Annotated in this window: 17 protein-coding genes and 1 pseudogene; 11 read left to right on the top strand and 7 right to left on the bottom strand. The window is 70.2% G+C overall.

Annotation, left to right across the window (positions count from 1 at the left end):
- The coding region (locus GJ633_RS06630) for a homoserine kinase (RefSeq protein ID WP_156588167.1) at nt 1–819 on the bottom strand (819 nt) is incomplete at its 3' end.
- 189 nt (nt 820–1,008) lie between these two features.
- Complete coding sequence (locus GJ633_RS06625; protein WP_156588166.1) at nt 1,009–1,260, bottom strand: hypothetical protein; 252 nt, start codon at nt 1,258–1,260, stop codon at nt 1,009–1,011.
- Between the two features lie 140 nt (nt 1,261–1,400).
- On the opposite strand from GJ633_RS06625, the gene GJ633_RS06620 reads away from it, so the two are divergent.
- From GJ633_RS06620 to GJ633_RS06600, 5 genes and pseudogenes are all read left to right on the top strand, one after another.
- Nucleotides 1,401–2,675 carry a TIGR00341 family protein gene (locus GJ633_RS06620; RefSeq protein ID WP_156588168.1) on the top strand — a complete coding sequence of 425 codons (1,275 nt, stop codon included), beginning with the start codon at nt 1,401–1,403 and terminating at the stop codon, nt 2,673–2,675.
- Between the two features lie 190 nt (nt 2,676–2,865).
- A pseudogene (locus GJ633_RS06615) lies at nt 2,866–5,035 on the top strand (formate/nitrite transporter family protein).
- Between the two features lie 94 nt (nt 5,036–5,129).
- Nucleotides 5,130–5,867 carry an SIMPL domain-containing protein gene (locus tag GJ633_RS06610; protein ID WP_156588165.1) on the top strand — a complete coding sequence of 246 codons (738 nt, stop codon included), beginning with the start codon at nt 5,130–5,132 and terminating at the stop codon, nt 5,865–5,867.
- An 84-nt stretch (nt 5,868–5,951) separates the two neighbouring features.
- Nucleotides 5,952–6,488 (top strand): YfcE family phosphodiesterase, encoded by a 537-nt coding sequence (locus GJ633_RS06605; RefSeq protein ID WP_156588164.1) that lies wholly within the window; start codon nt 5,952–5,954, stop codon nt 6,486–6,488.
- Between the two features lie 97 nt (nt 6,489–6,585).
- Nucleotides 6,586–7,446: a hypothetical protein gene (locus tag GJ633_RS06600; RefSeq protein ID WP_197431268.1), complete on the top strand. Its 861-nt coding sequence runs from the start codon at nt 6,586–6,588 to the stop codon at nt 7,444–7,446.
- Between the two features lie 58 nt (nt 7,447–7,504).
- Here GJ633_RS06600 and GJ633_RS06595 read toward each other — a convergent pair whose 3' ends face one another.
- From GJ633_RS06595 to GJ633_RS06585, 3 genes are read right to left on the bottom strand one after another with little or no spacing between them, the layout of a single operon-like run.
- Nucleotides 7,505–9,052, bottom strand: coding sequence for an ATP-binding protein (locus tag GJ633_RS06595; protein WP_156588163.1), 1,548 nt, complete (start codon nt 9,050–9,052; stop codon nt 7,505–7,507).
- Nucleotides 9,053–9,054: 2 nt separating this feature from the next.
- Entirely contained in the window at nt 9,055–9,885 is an 831-nt protein-coding gene (locus tag GJ633_RS06590) for a DUF5806 family protein (protein ID WP_156588162.1), read from the bottom strand.
- Between the two features lie 38 nt (nt 9,886–9,923).
- A complete protein-coding gene (locus GJ633_RS06585) occupies nt 9,924–10,127 on the bottom strand; it encodes a hypothetical protein (protein WP_156588161.1) in 204 nt (67 codons plus the stop codon).
- A 29-nt stretch (nt 10,128–10,156) separates the two neighbouring features.
- Between GJ633_RS06585 and GJ633_RS06580 the strand changes: the two genes are divergently transcribed.
- The 4 genes from GJ633_RS06580 to GJ633_RS06565 all read left to right on the top strand — a co-directional run bounded on the left by GJ633_RS06580 (nt 10,157) and on the right by GJ633_RS06565 (nt 12,735).
- A complete protein-coding gene (locus GJ633_RS06580; protein WP_156588160.1) occupies nt 10,157–10,525 on the top strand; it encodes a universal stress protein in 369 nt (122 codons plus the stop codon).
- A complete protein-coding gene (locus GJ633_RS06575) occupies nt 10,522–11,064 on the top strand; it encodes a GNAT family N-acetyltransferase (RefSeq protein WP_156588159.1) in 543 nt (180 codons plus the stop codon). Before GJ633_RS06580 ends, GJ633_RS06575 begins: the two co-directional genes overlap by 4 nt.
- A 61-nt stretch (nt 11,065–11,125) precedes the next feature.
- Nucleotides 11,126–11,749, top strand: coding sequence for an adenylate kinase (locus GJ633_RS06570; protein WP_156588158.1), 624 nt, complete (start codon nt 11,126–11,128; stop codon nt 11,747–11,749).
- A 77-nt stretch (nt 11,750–11,826) separates the two neighbouring features.
- A complete protein-coding gene (locus GJ633_RS06565) occupies nt 11,827–12,735 on the top strand; it encodes a DUF106 domain-containing protein (RefSeq protein WP_156588157.1) in 909 nt (302 codons plus the stop codon).
- 106 nt (nt 12,736–12,841) lie between these two features.
- Here the strand turns inward: GJ633_RS06565 and GJ633_RS06560 are convergent, their stop codons facing one another.
- Nucleotides 12,842–14,194 (bottom strand): RimK/LysX family protein, encoded by a 1,353-nt coding sequence (locus tag GJ633_RS06560; protein WP_156588156.1) that lies wholly within the window; start codon nt 14,192–14,194, stop codon nt 12,842–12,844.
- A gap of 141 nt (nt 14,195–14,335) precedes the next feature.
- Between GJ633_RS06560 and GJ633_RS06555 the strand changes: the two genes are divergently transcribed.
- Nucleotides 14,336–15,373, top strand: coding sequence for a succinylglutamate desuccinylase/aspartoacylase family protein (locus GJ633_RS06555; protein WP_156588155.1), 1,038 nt, complete (start codon nt 14,336–14,338; stop codon nt 15,371–15,373).
- 55 nt (nt 15,374–15,428) lie between these two features.
- Here the strand turns inward: GJ633_RS06555 and GJ633_RS06550 are convergent, their stop codons facing one another.
- On the bottom strand, nt 15,429–15,941 hold the full coding sequence (locus GJ633_RS06550) for a hypothetical protein (protein WP_156588154.1): 513 nt from the start codon (nt 15,939–15,941) through the stop codon (nt 15,429–15,431).
- A 169-nt stretch (nt 15,942–16,110) separates the two neighbouring features.
- On the opposite strand from GJ633_RS06550, the gene GJ633_RS06545 reads away from it, so the two are divergent.
- A partial coding sequence (locus tag GJ633_RS06545) for a DUF2250 domain-containing protein (RefSeq protein WP_156588153.1) occupies nt 16,111–16,392 on the top strand: 282 nt, incomplete at its 3' end.

Genomic DNA, 16,392 nt, shown 5'->3' with positions numbered 1-16,392 from the left:
GACGCCGCCGAACGCGTCGATCATTGCGGACGCCACGTCGCGGCGCCGCCCGTCGCGACAGACCGCGACCACGGCCGGACCGGCGCCGCTCACCGTCACGCCGGCGGCGCCGGCGTCGAAGGCGGCCGCGCGCACCTCGTCGTATCCCGTGATCAGCCGGGCGCGCTCGGGGGTGACGACCGGATCGTTCATGCCCGCGCCGACCAGTTCGGGGTCGGAGCGGCACATCCCGACCGCGAGGGTCGCCGCGTTGCCGACCGTCTCCACGAGGTCGTCCATCGAGGCCGTCTCCGGGACCACCCGTCGCGCGTCGCGCGTGGAGACCGCGACGTCCGGCAGACAGACCACGAGCGGGACCGACGCGTCGACCGCGTGGGTCCCCGCCGCGGTCGTGACCGTGAAGCCGCCGAGGATCGACGGCGCGACGTTGTCGGAGTGGGCCACCCCCGAGACGACCGCCTCCCCCTCGGCCGCGATCGGAACCAGCTCCGACCGGGAGAGCCCCCGGTCGTACAGCCGGTTGAGCGCGACGGCCGCGCCGGCGGCGCTGGCCGCCGAGGAGCCGAGCCCCGAGGCCGGCCGGACTCCCTTGTCGATGTGGATGTGCGCGGGGGCGTCGAGCGCCTCGACGACCGCGCCGACCGTGTTCTCGTCGGGGTCCTCCGGGATGTACTGTGCGCCGACGCCGGTGACCTCGATCGTCGTCTCTGCCGCCTTCTCGACGGTGACGACGTCCGCGGGCCGGGAGAGCGCCGCGCCGAAGACGTCGAACCCGCTGCCGAGGTTCGCGCTCGTGGCGGGTGCCCGTACCGTGACCATGGCTGTGCGTGTCGCCGGGGGTGCAAAAAGAAGCGGGATCGCGCGCCGCGGTGCGGGCAGCCCGTGACGGCGGCGGCCAGCGGCGGCGACGCCCCGTGAGGGCACCGGCCGTGACGACGACGATCCCCGCTGACCGTCGGCGATCGCGCGTCCCGGTCGCTTCCCCGCCACGCGGCGTCTCTCCCGTCGTCAGTTACCGGACATCGTCCAGAGGAGAGAACCCACGAGGAGCAGCGGGATCCCGGCGAGGACGTACGTCGCCGGCATGGTGGTGTACGGGGAACTGAGGAAGATGAGCCCGAACCCGGCGAAGATCGACGCGAACACCTTCTTGGACTTCAGCGGCACCGCGCCCAGAAGCGAGACGACGAACCCGAGCAGTATGACGTGCCCGAGGTGGTAATCGAGCAGGAACGTGTCGATGGCCAGCGGCGAGAGCATTCTTGTCCGAAGATGCGGGGGATTCGCGCATTAAAGTTCCGTTTCCCGCGGCGGTCTCCGGGTCCGACGGCCGACGCGTTCCTCGCCCATTCTTATAAGGTCCGCCGGGGCGACCACCGACCGTGCGACTCGTTCAGGTCATGATCCCGGCGGGCAAGCGGGCGGCCGTCGTCCGGGCGCTCGACGACGAGGGCATCGACTACGTCGTCACCGACGAGACGAGTGGCCGCGAGTACACCGCGGTCGCGACGTTCCCGCTGCCGACCGCCGCGGTCGAACCGGTCTTAGAGCGGCTCCGCGAGGCGGGCATCGACGAGAGCACCTACACGGTCATCGTCGCGGCCGAGACGGTCATCTCCCGGCGGTTCGAGGCGTTAGAGGAGGAGTACGCCGAGGAGTCCGAACGCGGCGGCGACCGGATCTCCCGCGAGGAACTCCAGGCGAAGGCGGACGACCTCGCCTCCGGGCTCGGGACGTACGTCCTGATGACGGTGATATCGGCGGTGATCGCGACCGCCGGGCTGCTCCTCGACTCGCCGGCGACGGTGGTCGGATCGATGGTGATCGCGCCGCTGATCGGCCCCGCGATGTCGGCCGCGATCGGGACCGTCGTCGACGACGAGGACACCTTTCGACGCGGCGTGCGGATGCAGGTGCTCGGCGTCGCCGTCGCGGTCGCCGCCGCGACCGTCTTCGCGTTCGCGCTGCGCTCGCTCGCGCTCGTCCCGCCCGGGCTCGACCCGCTCGAACTCGCCGAGGTGTCCGAACGGGTCGCGCCGAACGTCCTGGTGCTCGTGGTGGCGATCGGCGCCGGAGTCGCCGGGATCGTCTCGCTGATGACCGGCGTCTCGGCGACCCTCGTCGGCGTGATGATCGCCGTGGCGCTCATCCCGCCCGCGGCCGCCGTCGGGATCGGGATCGCGTTCGGCATCCCGCGGCTGGTGGTTGGCGCCGGCGTCATCGTCGCCGTGAACGTCCTCTCTATCAACCTCTCGGCGCTCGTCGTCCTCTGGTACGAGGGGTACCGGCCGCAGCGCTGGTTCCGGGAGGACGACGCGCGCGCGGCGTTCGTGAAGCGCGCCGCCGTCCTCGTCGCCGCCATCGCCGTCCTCTCGGTGTTCCTCGGCGGCGTCACCTACGAGTCGTACGTCGCCTCGACGACCGAGTCCGACGTCCGGTCGGCCGTCGGCGACGAACTGGCGACGCTCGACCCCGAGATGGAACTGCTGGAGCTCGACATCGAGCGAACGGGCACGGTACCGCCGCTCGACACCGAGCGCGTGGTCGTCACCGTCGGCGCGCCGCCCGGGGGGAGCGTCGACGGCGTGGCGACGGCGCTCGACGACCGGATCGAGACGACGATCGGCGAGGACGTCCGCGTCGAAGTGCGATTCGTGAGGGTCCAGCACGCCTGACCCTCGGCGGCCGTCGAAACGTCACGGCCGTTTCTCCCAATGACGAAGAATTGGAACTGTGTCGAATAGTTCTCGACGTAATCGGAACATCATCGTTTTTGCGGGCGAATCTCCGAGGAGGAAGTACTTTTTTATCCGGCCGACCGTGCGTCCGATAGTGACTGACTCAACGCAGCCCGACGACGACTCGATGCGCGAAGTCGTCGAGCGCTCCCGCAGCGGCGCGCCGGCCGTCGGCGAGGCGGTCCGGGACCGCTTCTCCTCGGACGAGGTGTTCCAGCGGATCATCGCCGCCGCCGACGAGGAGGTGACCTCCGGGAGCCGCGAGCTGTTCTTCAGCGGCGTCGCCGCCGGGTTGGCGCTCACGATCACGTTCCTGCTGTACGCGTCGCTGACCGCCGCGACCGACAGTGACCCTCTCTTGAGCGTCCTGTTGTACCCGCTGGGATTCATCTACATCATCATGGGCGGGTACCAGCTGTACACCGAAAACACGCTGCCGCCGGTGGCGTTGACCCTGGAGCGGCTCGCCAGCGTTCCGACGCTGCTTCGGCACTGGGGCATCGTGCTCGCGGGGAACTTCACCGGCGGCGCGTTCGGTGCCCTCGTCCTCTCGTACGGCGGCGTGTTCTCCGGCGACACGGTCGACGCCGCGATCTACGTCTCCAGCAGCGGCTTCGAGGTCGGCTTCTGGCCGCTGTTCTTCAAGGCGGCCGTCGCGGGGCTGATCGTCGCCGGCGTCGTCTGGGTCGGGTTCGCCTCCACCAACTCCGTCACCCGACTGCTCGTCGTCTACCTCGCGTTCTCGCGATCCCGCTCGGGAACCTCTACCACGTCGTCATCTCGTTCACCGAGGTAGCGTACCTCCTCTTCGCGCGGCAGATCGGGGTGTACGCCGGCGACATGAATTTGATCGGGGGACTCACCGGTTTCGTGCTCCCGGTGTTGCTCGGCAACACGATCGGCGGCGTCGTCCTCGTGACGCTGGTGAACTACTTCCAGACCAGCGAGGAGCGCCTCGAGGAGGCGCGCTTCGAGGGGATGACCCGCCGGCTCACCGTGCCGGAGTGGGTGCTCGGACGGGCCGCCGGGCGGTCGTACGTCCCGATCCTCGACGCCACGGAGGCGACGCTGTTCGCCAGCGAGGGCCACCGGATCATGGTCCCGATCTCGAACCCGCGGACCGACGAACCGATCGTGGAGCTCGCCAGCCGGCTCGCCAGCGACCACGAGGACGGACTCGTCCACGTCGTCCACGTCGTGCAGGCGCCGGAGCGGATGTCGCTGTCCGCCGGCGCCGGCCGGATCGCCGACGTCTCCGAGGAGGGGATGGAGGGGCTCCGCGAGACCGCGAAGGGATACGGCGTCGACGTCTCCACGTCGACGGTCGTCACGCACCGCTCGTTCGAGGAGGTGTTCAACATGGCTCGCCGGACCCGCCCCGACGCCGTGTTGATGGGGTGGGGCGAAGACCAGCTGTGGAGCGCCGCCCGCGCCGAGCGGCCGATCGACGAGCTGACCAACCAGCTCCCCTGTGACTTCCTCATCCTGAGCGAGAGCGACCTCGACACCTCGAAGGTGCTGCTCCCGACCTCCGGCGGGCCGGACTCGACGCTGGGTGCCGAGGTCGCGAGCGTGCTCTCGCGGACCGCCGGCGCGACGTGACGCTGCTCCACGTCGTCGACGGGCCGGAGAACCGCCCCGACGGCGAGGCGTTCCTCACGCGGTGGGCGAAGGAGAACGGACTGGGCGGGGCCGACCTGATCGTCGACGACAGCGGCGACGTCGGCGGAGCGATCGCCAGAGAGGCGGCCGACCACACGCTCGTCATCATCGGCGCGACGGAGAAGGGGATGCTGTCCCGGCTGATCTCGAACTCGCTGCACCTCGACGTCCTCCACGACATCGACTGCTCGGTGCTGCTCGCCGAGCGCCCGAGCCGCCGCTCCATCCGCGATCGGCTGTTCGGGTCCGGTCGGCGCGAGGCCGGCCCGCCCAGCGGCGCAGTCGAGCGGGACCCGGACGCCTCGAACGGGGCGGACCTCGACGGGACGGACCTCGACGGGGCGGACACGTCGAGCGTGGGGGGATCGGACGTGAGCGACCCAGACGACGGGGACGAGGGTGACGACGAGGAAGTGCCCGCGGAGCCGGCGGTGATCACCGACCACGACGACGCGGACGACGCAGACGACGCAGACGACGCAGATGACGAGGAAGCGCCCGCGGAGCCGGCGGTGATCACCGACCACGACGACACTGACGACGCAGGCGACACTGACGACGCAGGCGACACTGACGACACAGACGACACTGACGAAGTGGCGGAAAACGGCGGAGAGGAACGCGGGGATTCGTGACGGTGACCCCACCGCCGTAGGCCGGAAACGCGTAACGCAAACGGGCCTTTGTCCATCCGGCGGCTTATTGCCCGCTCCGCCCTACTGGTCGAGTATGGATCGGAAACTGACGACCGTCGTGGGACTCGTACTGCTCGTCGCGCTTTCGGGCTGTGCGGGGCTCACGAGCACTACCGCCGGCACCGGGGACGACCCCGGCCTCGAACAGCGCATCGAAGTGACCGCACAGGGCGAGGCCACCGCCGAGCCTGACCGCGCGACGCTCCACGTGGCGGTGACGTCGACCGGTGACGACCCGGCGACCGTCCGCGACGAACTGGCCGCGAGCGACGACGAGGTCAGGTCGGCGCTCACCGACTGGGGCCTCGAAGAAGACGAGATCCGTACCAATCGCTATGACATCTACGAGACCAGAGAGACGCGCGAGGATGTCGATCGAACCGTCTACGAGGGCGTCCACGAGTACGCGATCGAGATCGACGACGTCGACGCGGTCGGCGAGGTGATCGACGTCGCCGTCGACGCCGGGGCCGACGAGGTCCAGCGCGTCCAGTTCGGGCTGAGCGAGGAGCGCGAGCGCGAGGTCCGCGCGACCGCCCTCGAGAAGGCGGTGGCGAACGCGGAGGACGACGCCGGCGTCCTGGCGAACTCCAGCGGGCTCGAGGTGACGGGCGCGTACACGGTGTCGACGGCGCAGTCCCGGGCGCGGCCGTACGTGGCCGAGACGCTGTCGGCCGACGCTGGCGACGGCGGCGCCGCTACCGGCATCGAGACCGGGGACGTGAGCGTGCAGGTCACGGTCGACGTCGTCTACGAGGCGCAGCCGGCCTGAGACGGATACGCTCTCCGATTTCGTTCCCCGGCACTGACCGCGGCGTCGGACTTTCCCGCGTGGAACGCGAGTCGGGAGACGACAATGCAGATCGGCATCGTCTCCGACACGCACGACGATCTCGCCGCCGTCGAGGCGGCCGTGGCACTGTTCGGACGCGAGGACGTCGACGCCGTCGTCCACTGCGGCGACTTCGTCGCGCCCTTCTCCGTGACGCCGTTCGACGCCGGGTTCGACTTCTACGCCGTCCGTGGGAACAACGACGGGGAGTGGGCGGTGGAGTCGACCGTCGAGTCGTTCGGCACGTACCTCGGCGAGGCGGGGGCGCTCTCGTTCGCCGGCGCCGGGGGCGACGACTCCGGCGACGCGGTCGACGTCGCCGTCACGCACGGCACGAGCGAGGTCGTGGTCGACGCGCTCGTCGACTGCGGCGACTACGACTACGTGCTCCACGGCCACACGCACGCGCACGGCACCGAGGAGCGCGACGGTACGGTCCGCGTGAACCCCGGCGGCCTCCCGATCCCCGTCGCGGGCGCCGACGACGCGTTCCGGGTCGCGACCCTCGACACGACCCGCGAGGGGTCGGCGGCGGTGACTCACCACCGACTCGACGAGTGACCCGGCGGCGGTCGACCGCCCGTCGGCCGCTCCGGTGCCGGGTCGGCCGGCGACTCGGGAACTGGAGCGGTCGGCCCGGACACACAAACGCGCGTTTGTGTCTTCACCGCCGTTTTGGGTCGCCTCTCCGAGTGGAAGCCGTGAAGCGACGCGAGTTCCTCGCCGACCTCGGCGGCGCGGCCGGCGGGCTCGGGACGGCGCGCGCGGTCGGCTCCGCGGGCGCGCTCGGGACGACCGCGGGTGCTCGGGCGGCCTCTCGGGATGTACCGCCATCGCCGGCGACGGCGGCGTCCGCGAGCGGGAGTTGCCCGCGCGCCCGACGGACCTCGACCCCGAGACGGTCGAGTCGTACGTCGCCGACTACGAGGCCGTCCGCGCGCACAACGCCCACGCGGCCGACGGCGCCACGGCGGTGACGATCGACGCGGTCGCGACGTTCGACCACAGGACCGGCGACGCCTACCACGCGACGGCGCAGTACGCCGGCTCCGTCTCCTACCAGGACGACAGCGGCCGTACGGTCGATGAACTGGACGCCGACCCGACGCCGTACCGCGTCACGCCCGACCGAACGCTGCGATTCGACGCGAGGCGACGGACCGTGGAGGCCGAGACCGCGGCCGACGGTGAGCGGGTCGCGCCGCCGCTCGGTGTCCGGCTGCTCAACGCCAGCGGTGAGTCACGGGAGCTCGACGCGACGGTGTCGCGGCCGGCCGAAGGGGAGACGCTCGTCTCGCTTCCGGTCACCGTCCCGTCGGCGTCGGCGGTCGAACTGCGCGCGATCACTGACGTCCCGGACAGCTACCGGGTCACGGTACGCGTCGAGGCGGACGGCGTGACGGGCGAGGGTCGGATCGACGTCGGGCTGCCGGGGGTGGACCGCGCCCCGAACGTCGACGTGATCGTCGCGGACGCCGGGATTTCGACGCGGCGGCTCCCGCCGTTCGACGGGGTTTGATCCGTCGTCAGACGGGGTTTGACCCGCCGTTCGACGGGATCTGACTCGCCGCTCGACCTCACTCGCTGTCGGCGGTCGACGCGTCTACGGGGTCGACGCCGCGGAACTCGAAGCGCGCGCCGCCGCCGTCGGCCTCGTCGACCGAGACCGACCACCCGTGAGCGTCGGTCACCTCGGCGACGATCTTCAGTCCGAAGCCCGTCCCCTCGGGGTCGGTCGACACCCCCGCCTCGAACACTTCGTCGCGGCGGTTCTCGGCGATCCCCGGCCCGTCGTCCTCGACGTAGAAGCCGTCGTCGAGCGGTCCGACCGTGACCCTGACCGCGTCGCCGCCGTGGACGACGGCGTTGGCGAACAGGTTCTCGAGGATCTGTCGCAGGCGGCTCCGGTCGGCGCGGAGCAGGCGGTCGTCGGCGACGACCAGCTCGGCGGACGCGGTGTCGACCCCCGCCCAGCTCTCCTCGGCCACCGCGGCGAGCGACACCGGTTCGACCTCGTCGATGGTCTCGCCCTGTCGCGCGAGCGTCAGCACGTCCTCGATGAGCACCTCCATCCGTTCGAGCGAGCGCGCCACGGCGTCGATCTCGGTGAGATCGGCGATCTCCTCGTGGTCCTCCTCGATGCGCGCGCGGACCAATTCGAGGTTCCCCGCGGCGACGTTGAGCGGGTTGCGGAGGTCGTGTGAGACGAGGCTGGCGAACTCCGCCAACCGGTCGCGTTCGCGGGCGATCTCCGCCTCCCGCTCCCGGAGCTGTCGCTCGCGCTCGATCCGGACGAACACCATCGTCACGGTCGCCGCCCACAGGCGCGCGACGGCGAGGTCGGAGTCGGCGAACGCGTCCGGCTCCGTGGCCCCGACGTTTATCACGCCGTAGCGGCCGAGCGGGAGGACGAGCTCGCTCCGGATCGGCGAGTCGGGGTTGTACCGCTCCGGATCGGCGTGCGTGTCCGCGACGTACTCGGGGTCGCCCGACTCGAACACCTCCCACGAGATGCTCGGCTCGTCGGCGGTGAACGTCGGGTGCTCGCCGACGACGTCGTCGGCCGCGTCGGTCCAGACGCTCGGTTCGAGGGCGTCACGCTCGGCGTCGTAGAGCCAGATCCCCGCGATCGGGTGGCCGAGCACCTCTTCGACGTACGCGACCGCGGCCTCCGCGGCGACCTCCCTGTCCGTCGTTTTCAACAGGTCCTGTGTGGCCTCGTGGAGCGATTCCAAGGTCTGTGTCCGGCGGTGCAGCTCCGCCTGCTGTGCGCGCTCTTCCCCGTCGTCGACGATCGTGACGACCAGGTACGTCTCGCCCGATCGATCGAACGGACCGAGGCTGAGTCGCACCGGGATCTCGCTCCCGTCGGCGCGGCGGGCGTACATCTCGAGGCCGGCGGACAGCGAGCGGGGCTCCGGGTCGTCGACGTAGCGGTCGAGCGCCCGGCCGGCCGCGCCGTCGGGATCGTACAGGATCCGGTCGAGGCTCGTCCCCTCGACGTCCCCGGGCGCGTATCCGAGCACGGACTCGACGCTCCGGTTCCCCGCGCGGACGACGCCGTCGCCGTCGACGATCACGACCGGGTCGGGGGTCCCGTCGAGCGCCCCGGTGAATCGCTCCATCGCTACTCCTCGCTCGGGTCGTGGACGTGCCCGCACTCGGGACACCGCACCTCCTCGCCGCGGATGTCGGCCGAGGACGCGCGCACCTCGCGCATCACTTCGCTGATCCGGTCTTCTGCCTCCAGCTCGTCGGCGACCGCGAGGTCGACGCCCTCGACCTCCAGGAGGAACTTCGCGACCTCCGTCACCTCGTACATCATCTCGTCGAGGTCCTCCGCGGTGAAGAATCCGGACATCGCCCCGTAGAGGAACGTCGCGCCCGCCTTCGTCACCTTCTGCTCGAAGGAGTAGCGTGCCTGGTTGACCGCCTGCGGGGTGTAGCTGTCGGTCATGAAGGGGACGAGCTCCGGGAGGTTCTCGCCGATCTTCGTCATCTCGACGCCCGTCTCGGTGCGGAAGTCCGCACAGAGCCGCGCGATCGCCCACTCGCGGGCCGTGATGTACGTCCGGTCCCGGAGGAACTCGTTGACGCGCTCGTAGCGCGCTCCGTCCATCTTCTTGAACCGCTCGTACTTGCGGACGTCCGGTGGCACGTCGCCGTCGCCATCGGTGGCGCCCGCCTCGGCGGCACTCTCGTCGTCCGTGTCGGCCGCGGCGACCGCGCCGCCGTCTCCGCCGGTCGCGTCGTCCCGCACGGTTCCGTCGTCACCGCCGTCGTCGTCGGCCCCGTCATCGCCGTCCTCGCCGGCGGCGTCTCGATCGACCGGGTCCTCGGGGGCGTCGCCCCCGTCGTTCGACGCGTCCGGGCCCCCGTCGAGGCGGATCGTCGCCTCGTCGCCGCGCCGCTCGCACGCGTCGCCGACGTCGGACGGGGAACCGGTGTGATCGCTCATGGAGGTATCAAGCAAAGCCCCGGACAAAAGGGTTGTCGCTACCGGGTCCTGTGACCGTCGCCCGTATCCCCTGCGACCGTCGCTCGCATCCTCGGTTCGACGGCGATCGGTCCCCGGTCGGTCCCGTTCGACGGCGATCGGTCCTCGGTCTGGTCGCGGCCGTACGCGACGTGCCGGTCGCCCGGTGTTGGTGATCCGTCGGGACCTGGTGAGCGGTGACCGATCGGTGCTTGGTGATCCATTTTTGTACCGGCGCGTGGACGGAACGGGCATGAAGGTGCTCTTGGGAATTGGCGGCAGCGACGACTCGTTCCGGGCGCTCGACCGCACCGTCGAGCGCGCGGCGGTCGCGGACGACGACCTGACGGTCGCCGTGGTGGAGAATCCGGACTCGTCTGTCTCCGTCGACGAGGTGGTCCGCCGCGCCGAGGAGGCGATCGAGGAGGCCGGCATCGGCGCCGAGGTTCGACGCGTCGAAGGCGATCCCGGGAGTGGACTCGTCGAGATCGCAGAGCGCGAGTCGTTCGACGAGATCGTCCTCGGCGGCGGCCACACGAGCCCGATGGGGAAGATCACCATCGGGTCGATCGCCGAGTTCGTCCTGTTGAACGCCAAGACGTCGGTCACGCTGGTCAGATGAGCGACCGACGATACCCGGACGCGGTGGCCGACGAGTTCCCGGCGCCGCCGACCCAGTTCACCGACGGCGAGGGGCGCACCGTCGAGGTGCGCCGGTACGAGGGGACGGAGGAGGGGTACGAGGCGCTCGTCGACATGTACGAGACGTTCGATCCGGCCGACCGCGCACAGGGGATCCCGCCGGGCGGCGAAGCGCGGATCCGCGAGTGGCTGGACGAGATCCTCGAGGAGGACTGTTTCAACGTGATCGCGTGGCACGGCGACGAGGTCGCCGGGCACGCCACGCTCGTCCCGGACGCCGGCGCCTACGAGCTCGCGATCTTCGTCCACCAGGAGTACCAGCGCGCGGGGATCGGCACCCAGCTCATCCGCGGGCTGCTCGGGCTCGGCCAGGAGGCGGGCGTCGAGCGGGTGTGGCTCACCGTCGAGCGGTGGAACCGGGCGGCCGTCTCGCTGTACAAGAAGATCGGCTTCGAGACGTCCGACGCGGAGAGCTTCGAGCTGGAGATGGGGCTCCGGCTGAACCCGGACGGCGAGTAGCGGCGGCCGCTCGCTGGCCGCGATCTTCAAGCCTTTATGCGCGGCGAGCGAGCGCTCCAGTATGAGTCATCGGATCCTGTTGTTGGGCGCGCCGGGTGCCGGGAAGGGGACACAAAGCGGGAAGCTCGCCGACGAGTACGGGATCGAACACGTCACGACCGGCGACGCGCTCCGCGCGAACAAGGACATGGAGACGGAGTACGGCACGCCGCGCTCGTTCATGGAGGCGGGCGAGCTCGTCCCGGACCCCGTGGTCAACGAGATCGTCGAGGCCGCGCTCGCCGACGCCGACGGCTTCGTGCTCGACGGCTACCCGCGCAACCCCGATCAGGCCGAGTTCCTCTCGGAGATCACGGACCTCGACGCCGTGATCCTCCTCGACGTCGCCGACGAGGTGCTCGTCGACCGGCTCACCGGGCGCCGCGTCTGTGACGACTGCGGCGCGAACTACCACGTCGACTTCCAGCCGCCCGAGCGAGAGGGCGTCTGCGACGAGTGCGGCGGCGAGCTGATCCAGCGCGACGACGACACCGAGGAGACCGCCCGCGAGCGGCTCGAGGTCTTCTACGAGAACACCGAGCCGGTGATAGAGCACTTCCGGGAGACGGGCGATCTCGTCGAGATCGACGGCGAAGCGCCGCCGGACGAGGTTTTCTCGCGAATTCGAGACGTCATCGAGGACTGACGGCGCCGTCGTCCGGACCGTGAGACGCCGCCGCGATCCTGCAAGGTTCTTAACCGTCGACTGCTAACTCGCCGATAATGAGCAAGGTCGAACGGCGGGTCCGCTCGCTCGTCAGCGAGGACGGCGAGATGCGGGACGCCCTCGAGGTCGTCCTCGACCGGGCCACCGACGGGGAGGTCCAGTGGGTCGAGGTCCGCGACGAGATCACGAGCGGCCAGTGGGGACGGCTCATCGAGAAGGAGATCCTCGTCGACGGCGACAGCGGGTTCGCGTTGGCAGACCCGGACGCGATCGAGGCCGGACTGGAAGACGACGGCGGGAGCGGCGGCTCGTCCAGCGACGTCGAGACCCCGGAGACGACGAGCTGGACCAAGTGGGACAAGCTCGCGGCCGTGGCGACCGTCGGCGCCTTCGTCGGGTACGCGGTCGGGCCGGTCCGCGCCGCGATCGCCGGCACCATCGACGTCGTGCTCGGGCCGCTGTTGAACGTCGTGCCGTTCTACGTCGTGATCATGGTGATCGCGCTCGCGACCGGGCTGTACTCCACGCTGTTGCGTGCCGGCCTCATGGACATGGAGAAGATGAGCGCCTACCAGAACCGGATGAAAGAGATCCAGGAGCGCCGCAAGGAGGCCAAAGAGCGCGACGACCAGGAGGCGCTCGACGCCATCCAGGAGGAGCAGATGGACGCGATGGGCGACCAGCTCGGGATGTTCAAAGAGCAGTTCCGCCCGATGGTGTGGATCATGTTCCTCACCATCCCGGCGTTCCTCTGGATGTTCTGGGTGATCGGCTACCGCGGGTCCGACTCCGCGTACCCCGAGATCGCCGCTCAGGAGCTGGTGGTCCCGATCGTCGGGACCGTCACGTGGGACGCGGGGCTCGTCGGACCGATCCAGATGTGGATCGTCTGGTACTTCCTCTGTTCGATGGCGTTCACGCAGATCGTTCAAAAGAGCCTGAACATCGAGATGTCACCGTCGTGAGCGCGATCTGACCCGTCCTCGCCCGGCACCGTTCTCGGCAGTGACTGGCGGCGCGGGCGTACCAGAGACGCCGTGGGGCGTCTCTACCGGTACGTCCTCGGGGTCGTTACTCCTCTTCTAAGATCTCGCCGGCCTCGTCCCGCTCGGCCTCGTCGCCGTCGGCGCGTCGCCGCACGTCGACGCGGTAGTCGGCGAGGATGTCGCGGCCGAGCAGCAGCGGATACTCCATGTGGCCGCGGTCCTCGACGCTCGCGGTGACGGTGTGCTGGTTCCCGCCGATCCCGATCACGAGGTCGACGACGGGCCGCGCCTTCCCGCCTTTCACGCTCCCGGACTTCACGCGCGTCATGCTCTTGATGGGTCCGGCGCCGATCTCGGCGGCGAGCTGGGTGTCGATGCTCGTCCGGGTCGCGCCGGTGTCGGACTTCGCGAGCGCCTGCGTCGACCCCGAGGTACCGGTGACGACGACCTCCTCGATGTACCCGATGTCGGGCTGTTCGGAGGTGGTCGGCTGCGGGACGGGCGCACACGCGGGCCGCGAGTCGTCGAGCGTCCCGGCGATCCGGTCGACCGCGTCGTCGTCGACCTCGCCGCCGACGGTCTCGATGGCGAGCCGCGCGATGTGCGGGGCGGGGCTGGTGCCGGTCGCCTTGTACAGGCCCTTGAACCCGGCGGTCGGGTTGACCTCGAGGACGTACCAGCCGTCGTACCCCTCGACGAGGTCGACGCCGGCGTAGTCGAGCTCCATCACCTCGGCCGCGTACAGGGCGGTCTCCGCGGCCTCCTCGGGCATGTCGTCGGTGGCGTCCTCGACGGCGCCGCCGAGCGCGACGTTGGTCCGCCAGTCGCCCTCCGGCGCGTAGCGGTACATCGATCCGACGATCTCGTCGCCGACGACGTACACCCGGAGGTCGCGGTGCTTCTCGTCGTCGCGGTCGATGAGCTGCTGGAGGAACGCCTGTCGGTTCCCCACTTTGGGGTTCACCCGCTCGGTGAGGTCGACTTTCCACGTGCCGCCGCCGTGGGTGCCGATCGCGGTCTTGTACACGCCCACGTCGCCGAAGCGCTCGCGGTCCTGGTTGAGCCGGTCGTTCGAGAGCGCGAGCAGGGCGTCGGGCACCCGGATGTTCCAGTCGGCGAGCGTCGCGGCGGTCGCGAACTTGTGGATCGCCGCGAGCACCGCGTCCGGGTCGTTGAGCATCGGGCGGATCCGCTCGAATGTCGTTGCCAGTCCCAGGAGTTCAGCGGGTTGGTCCGTGTTCGACAACAGCAGTCGGTTGGCGATGACGTCGACGGACGGCTCCACGGACACGTCGCCGTCCTCGACGCTTATCGCCGCGTTCTCCTCGCGGAGCCACACCGGCTCGTGGCCGAGGTCCTCGACCGCGTTGCAGATCGCCTTCGTCTCCTTGCTGTTGTGCAGCGACAACACTCCCACCCGTACCGGTTCGTCGCTCATACGCGGATCTGTATCGGCCGGGGTAAAAGACGCGCCGATCGATCCCAGCTGCGACGAAGGACGCGCCGATCGATCCGCCGGCTATCAGGGTTGGATCCCTGGGTCGCCATATATATACCCGCCCCTCTGCTCCGCTCTGATATGAGCGACGACCGGGTGTTCACGTACAACGGCGGCGCGGTGTCGCCCGGCGAGACGCAGAACATCCGTTACGGAATCAGCGAGACGTACCTCGGCGACCCGGTCCGGATCCCGGTCACGATCGTCAACGGCGAGCGCGACGGCCCCACGGTCTTCCTCACCGCGGCCGCCCACGGCGACGAGCTCAACGGGATCGAGGTGGTCCGCGAGGTCGCTCACGAGTGGGAGCTCGCCGATCTCGCCGGCACGCTCGTCTGCTTACCCGTGCTCAACGTCCCCGGGTTCCTGGCCCAGCAGCGGTACCTCCCCGTTTACGACCGCGACCTGAATCGGTCGTTCCCCGGCAAGCCCGGATCGACGAGCTCGAACCGAATGGCCCACCAGATCTACTCGAACTTCATCGCGCCCTGCGACTTCGGGCTCGACTTCCACACCTCCACGCGCGGGCGGACCAACATGCTCCACGTCCGCGCGGACATGACCGACGAGGCGGTGGCTCGCCTCGGGATGGCGTTCGGATCGAACGTGATCATCGACAGCGACGGGCCGAGCGGCACCCTCCGCGGCGAGGCGACCGACGACGAGATCCCCACGATCACGATCGAGATGGGAGAGGCCCACCGGTTCCAGCGCGGGCTCATCGACGACGCGCTGGAGGGGGTTCGCTCCGTCTTCGCGGAGTACGGGCTGCTGGACGCCGACACGGTGCGGTGGCCCGGCTGGCGGACGATCGTCGCCGGCGCGGGCGAGAAGACCTGGCTCCGGGCCGACTCGGGCGGCATCGTCGACACGCACGCCGAGAGCGGGTCGCTCGTCCGCGAGGGCGAGCGCATCGCGACGATCACCAACCCGTTCAAGGAGGACGCGGTCGGCGTCGAGGCGCCGTTCACCGGGCTCCTCATCGGCCTGCTGGAGAACCCCGTCGTGTACCCCGGAAACCCGCTGTGTCACCTCGTCGAGATCGACGAAGCCACGCGGCGCGCGATCGAGACGGGCGACGCGCCGGAGCCCGTCGGACAGCCGGCGTCCGTCCAGTGAGCGGTCGCGGAGACCACCCGAGCGGCCGTGTCACCCGCTCGACCGTCTCGTCTGGCTACGCCTCTCGCCCGTCGAGCCCTCCCCGGAACCCGACCGCGACCGCGGCGACGACCGAGAGGAAGCCGGCGAGGAACGCCACCGGCTGGAGGAGGACCCGCTGGGCGACCACGGCTCCCGGCTCGCGCTCGACCGTCCGGGTCCAGAACGCGTACCGCTCGCGATCGTACTCGACGACGATCACGCCCTCTCCGGCGTCCGGGTCGGTCGGGTACGACAGCGCGTCGACGCGCTCGGCCGGGTTCTCGACGCCGAAGCCGTTCTCCGACGACTCCCGGGCCCGATCGAACGCCGCCCGGACGGCCGGGTCGAGGTCGGCGTAGTCGACCGCTCCGCCGGGACCGTTCGCGTCGCCGTCGGCGGTCGGGAGGGAGGCGTTCTCGGCCACCGGCCGGACCGTGTGGGTGTACACCGGATCGGGTTCCTCGACCGCCACCGGGAGGTACAGCGGGTTCGCCATGAGGAGGGCGCCGATCCCGAGGAGGGCGACGACCGCGAGCGGGGCGCGCATAGGTCGGCTTCGATCTGCCGGAAGTTGAGCTTTTCCGCCCGGATCGGGCGACGTGTTCCGAGTGTCTTGTCACTCCATCCGAACGTGTTCGTATACTCGCTATCGCCTCCCAGCCAGCAGGAACCGACGACGGACCCTTTATAAGGTGCACTGTAGCGTCCCACGAGCCATGCCCGCCTCAGACGCGTCCGCTGCCGACCCGCCCGGAGGGTACCCTCTCGGGGAGGGCGCCGAGTCCGACCCGGAGCCGCCCGCGATCACCCGTTCAGACGAGCGGGTGCTCGCGTACCTCGACGACGTGGGGACGGACTACCCGGCGTTCGTGGCGGGGAACACGGGCCTGTACGTCGACCACGTCGAGTCCCGGCTGGCGGCGCTCGCGGCCGCGGGGCTCGTCGAACGGGTGACCGGCGAATCCGTCTACGGGCTGACCGACGCCGGCCGCGACGCG

Source organism: Halorubrum sp. CBA1125 (genome assembly GCF_009742825.1).
Classification (GTDB): Archaea; Halobacteriota; Halobacteria; order Halobacteriales; family Haloferacaceae; genus Halorubrum.
The sequence above is the reverse complement of the archived record's forward strand: the minus strand, read 5'-3'. Positions and strand labels throughout refer to the sequence as shown.

Coding starts and splice junctions, on each gene's coding strand:
- GJ633_RS06625 (WP_156588166.1), bottom strand. CDS start 1,260: ATGCTCTCGCCGCTGGCCATCGACACGTTCCTGCTCGATTACCACCTC.
- GJ633_RS06570 (WP_156588158.1), top strand. CDS start 11,126: ATGAGTCATCGGATCCTGTTGTTGGGCGCGCCGGGTGCCGGGAAGGGG.
- GJ633_RS06575 (WP_156588159.1), top strand. CDS start 10,522: ATGAGCGACCGACGATACCCGGACGCGGTGGCCGACGAGTTCCCGGCG.
- GJ633_RS06555 (WP_156588155.1), top strand. CDS start 14,336: ATGAGCGACGACCGGGTGTTCACGTACAACGGCGGCGCGGTGTCGCCC.
- GJ633_RS06580 (WP_156588160.1), top strand. CDS start 10,157: ATGAAGGTGCTCTTGGGAATTGGCGGCAGCGACGACTCGTTCCGGGCG.
- GJ633_RS06585 (WP_156588161.1), bottom strand. CDS start 10,127: ATGGATCACCAAGCACCGATCGGTCACCGCTCACCAGGTCCCGACGGA.
- GJ633_RS06590 (WP_156588162.1), bottom strand. CDS start 9,885: ATGAGCGATCACACCGGTTCCCCGTCCGACGTCGGCGACGCGTGCGAG.
- GJ633_RS06610 (WP_156588165.1), top strand. CDS start 5,130: ATGGATCGGAAACTGACGACCGTCGTGGGACTCGTACTGCTCGTCGCG.
- GJ633_RS06595 (WP_156588163.1), bottom strand. CDS start 9,052: ATGGAGCGATTCACCGGGGCGCTCGACGGGACCCCCGACCCGGTCGTG.
- GJ633_RS06565 (WP_156588157.1), top strand. CDS start 11,827: ATGAGCAAGGTCGAACGGCGGGTCCGCTCGCTCGTCAGCGAGGACGGC.
- GJ633_RS06550 (WP_156588154.1), bottom strand. CDS start 15,941: ATGCGCGCCCCGCTCGCGGTCGTCGCCCTCCTCGGGATCGGCGCCCTC.
- GJ633_RS06620 (WP_156588168.1), top strand. CDS start 1,401: ATGATCCCGGCGGGCAAGCGGGCGGCCGTCGTCCGGGCGCTCGACGAC.
- GJ633_RS06605 (WP_156588164.1), top strand. CDS start 5,952: ATGCAGATCGGCATCGTCTCCGACACGCACGACGATCTCGCCGCCGTC.
- GJ633_RS06560 (WP_156588156.1), bottom strand. CDS start 14,194: ATGAGCGACGAACCGGTACGGGTGGGAGTGTTGTCGCTGCACAACAGC.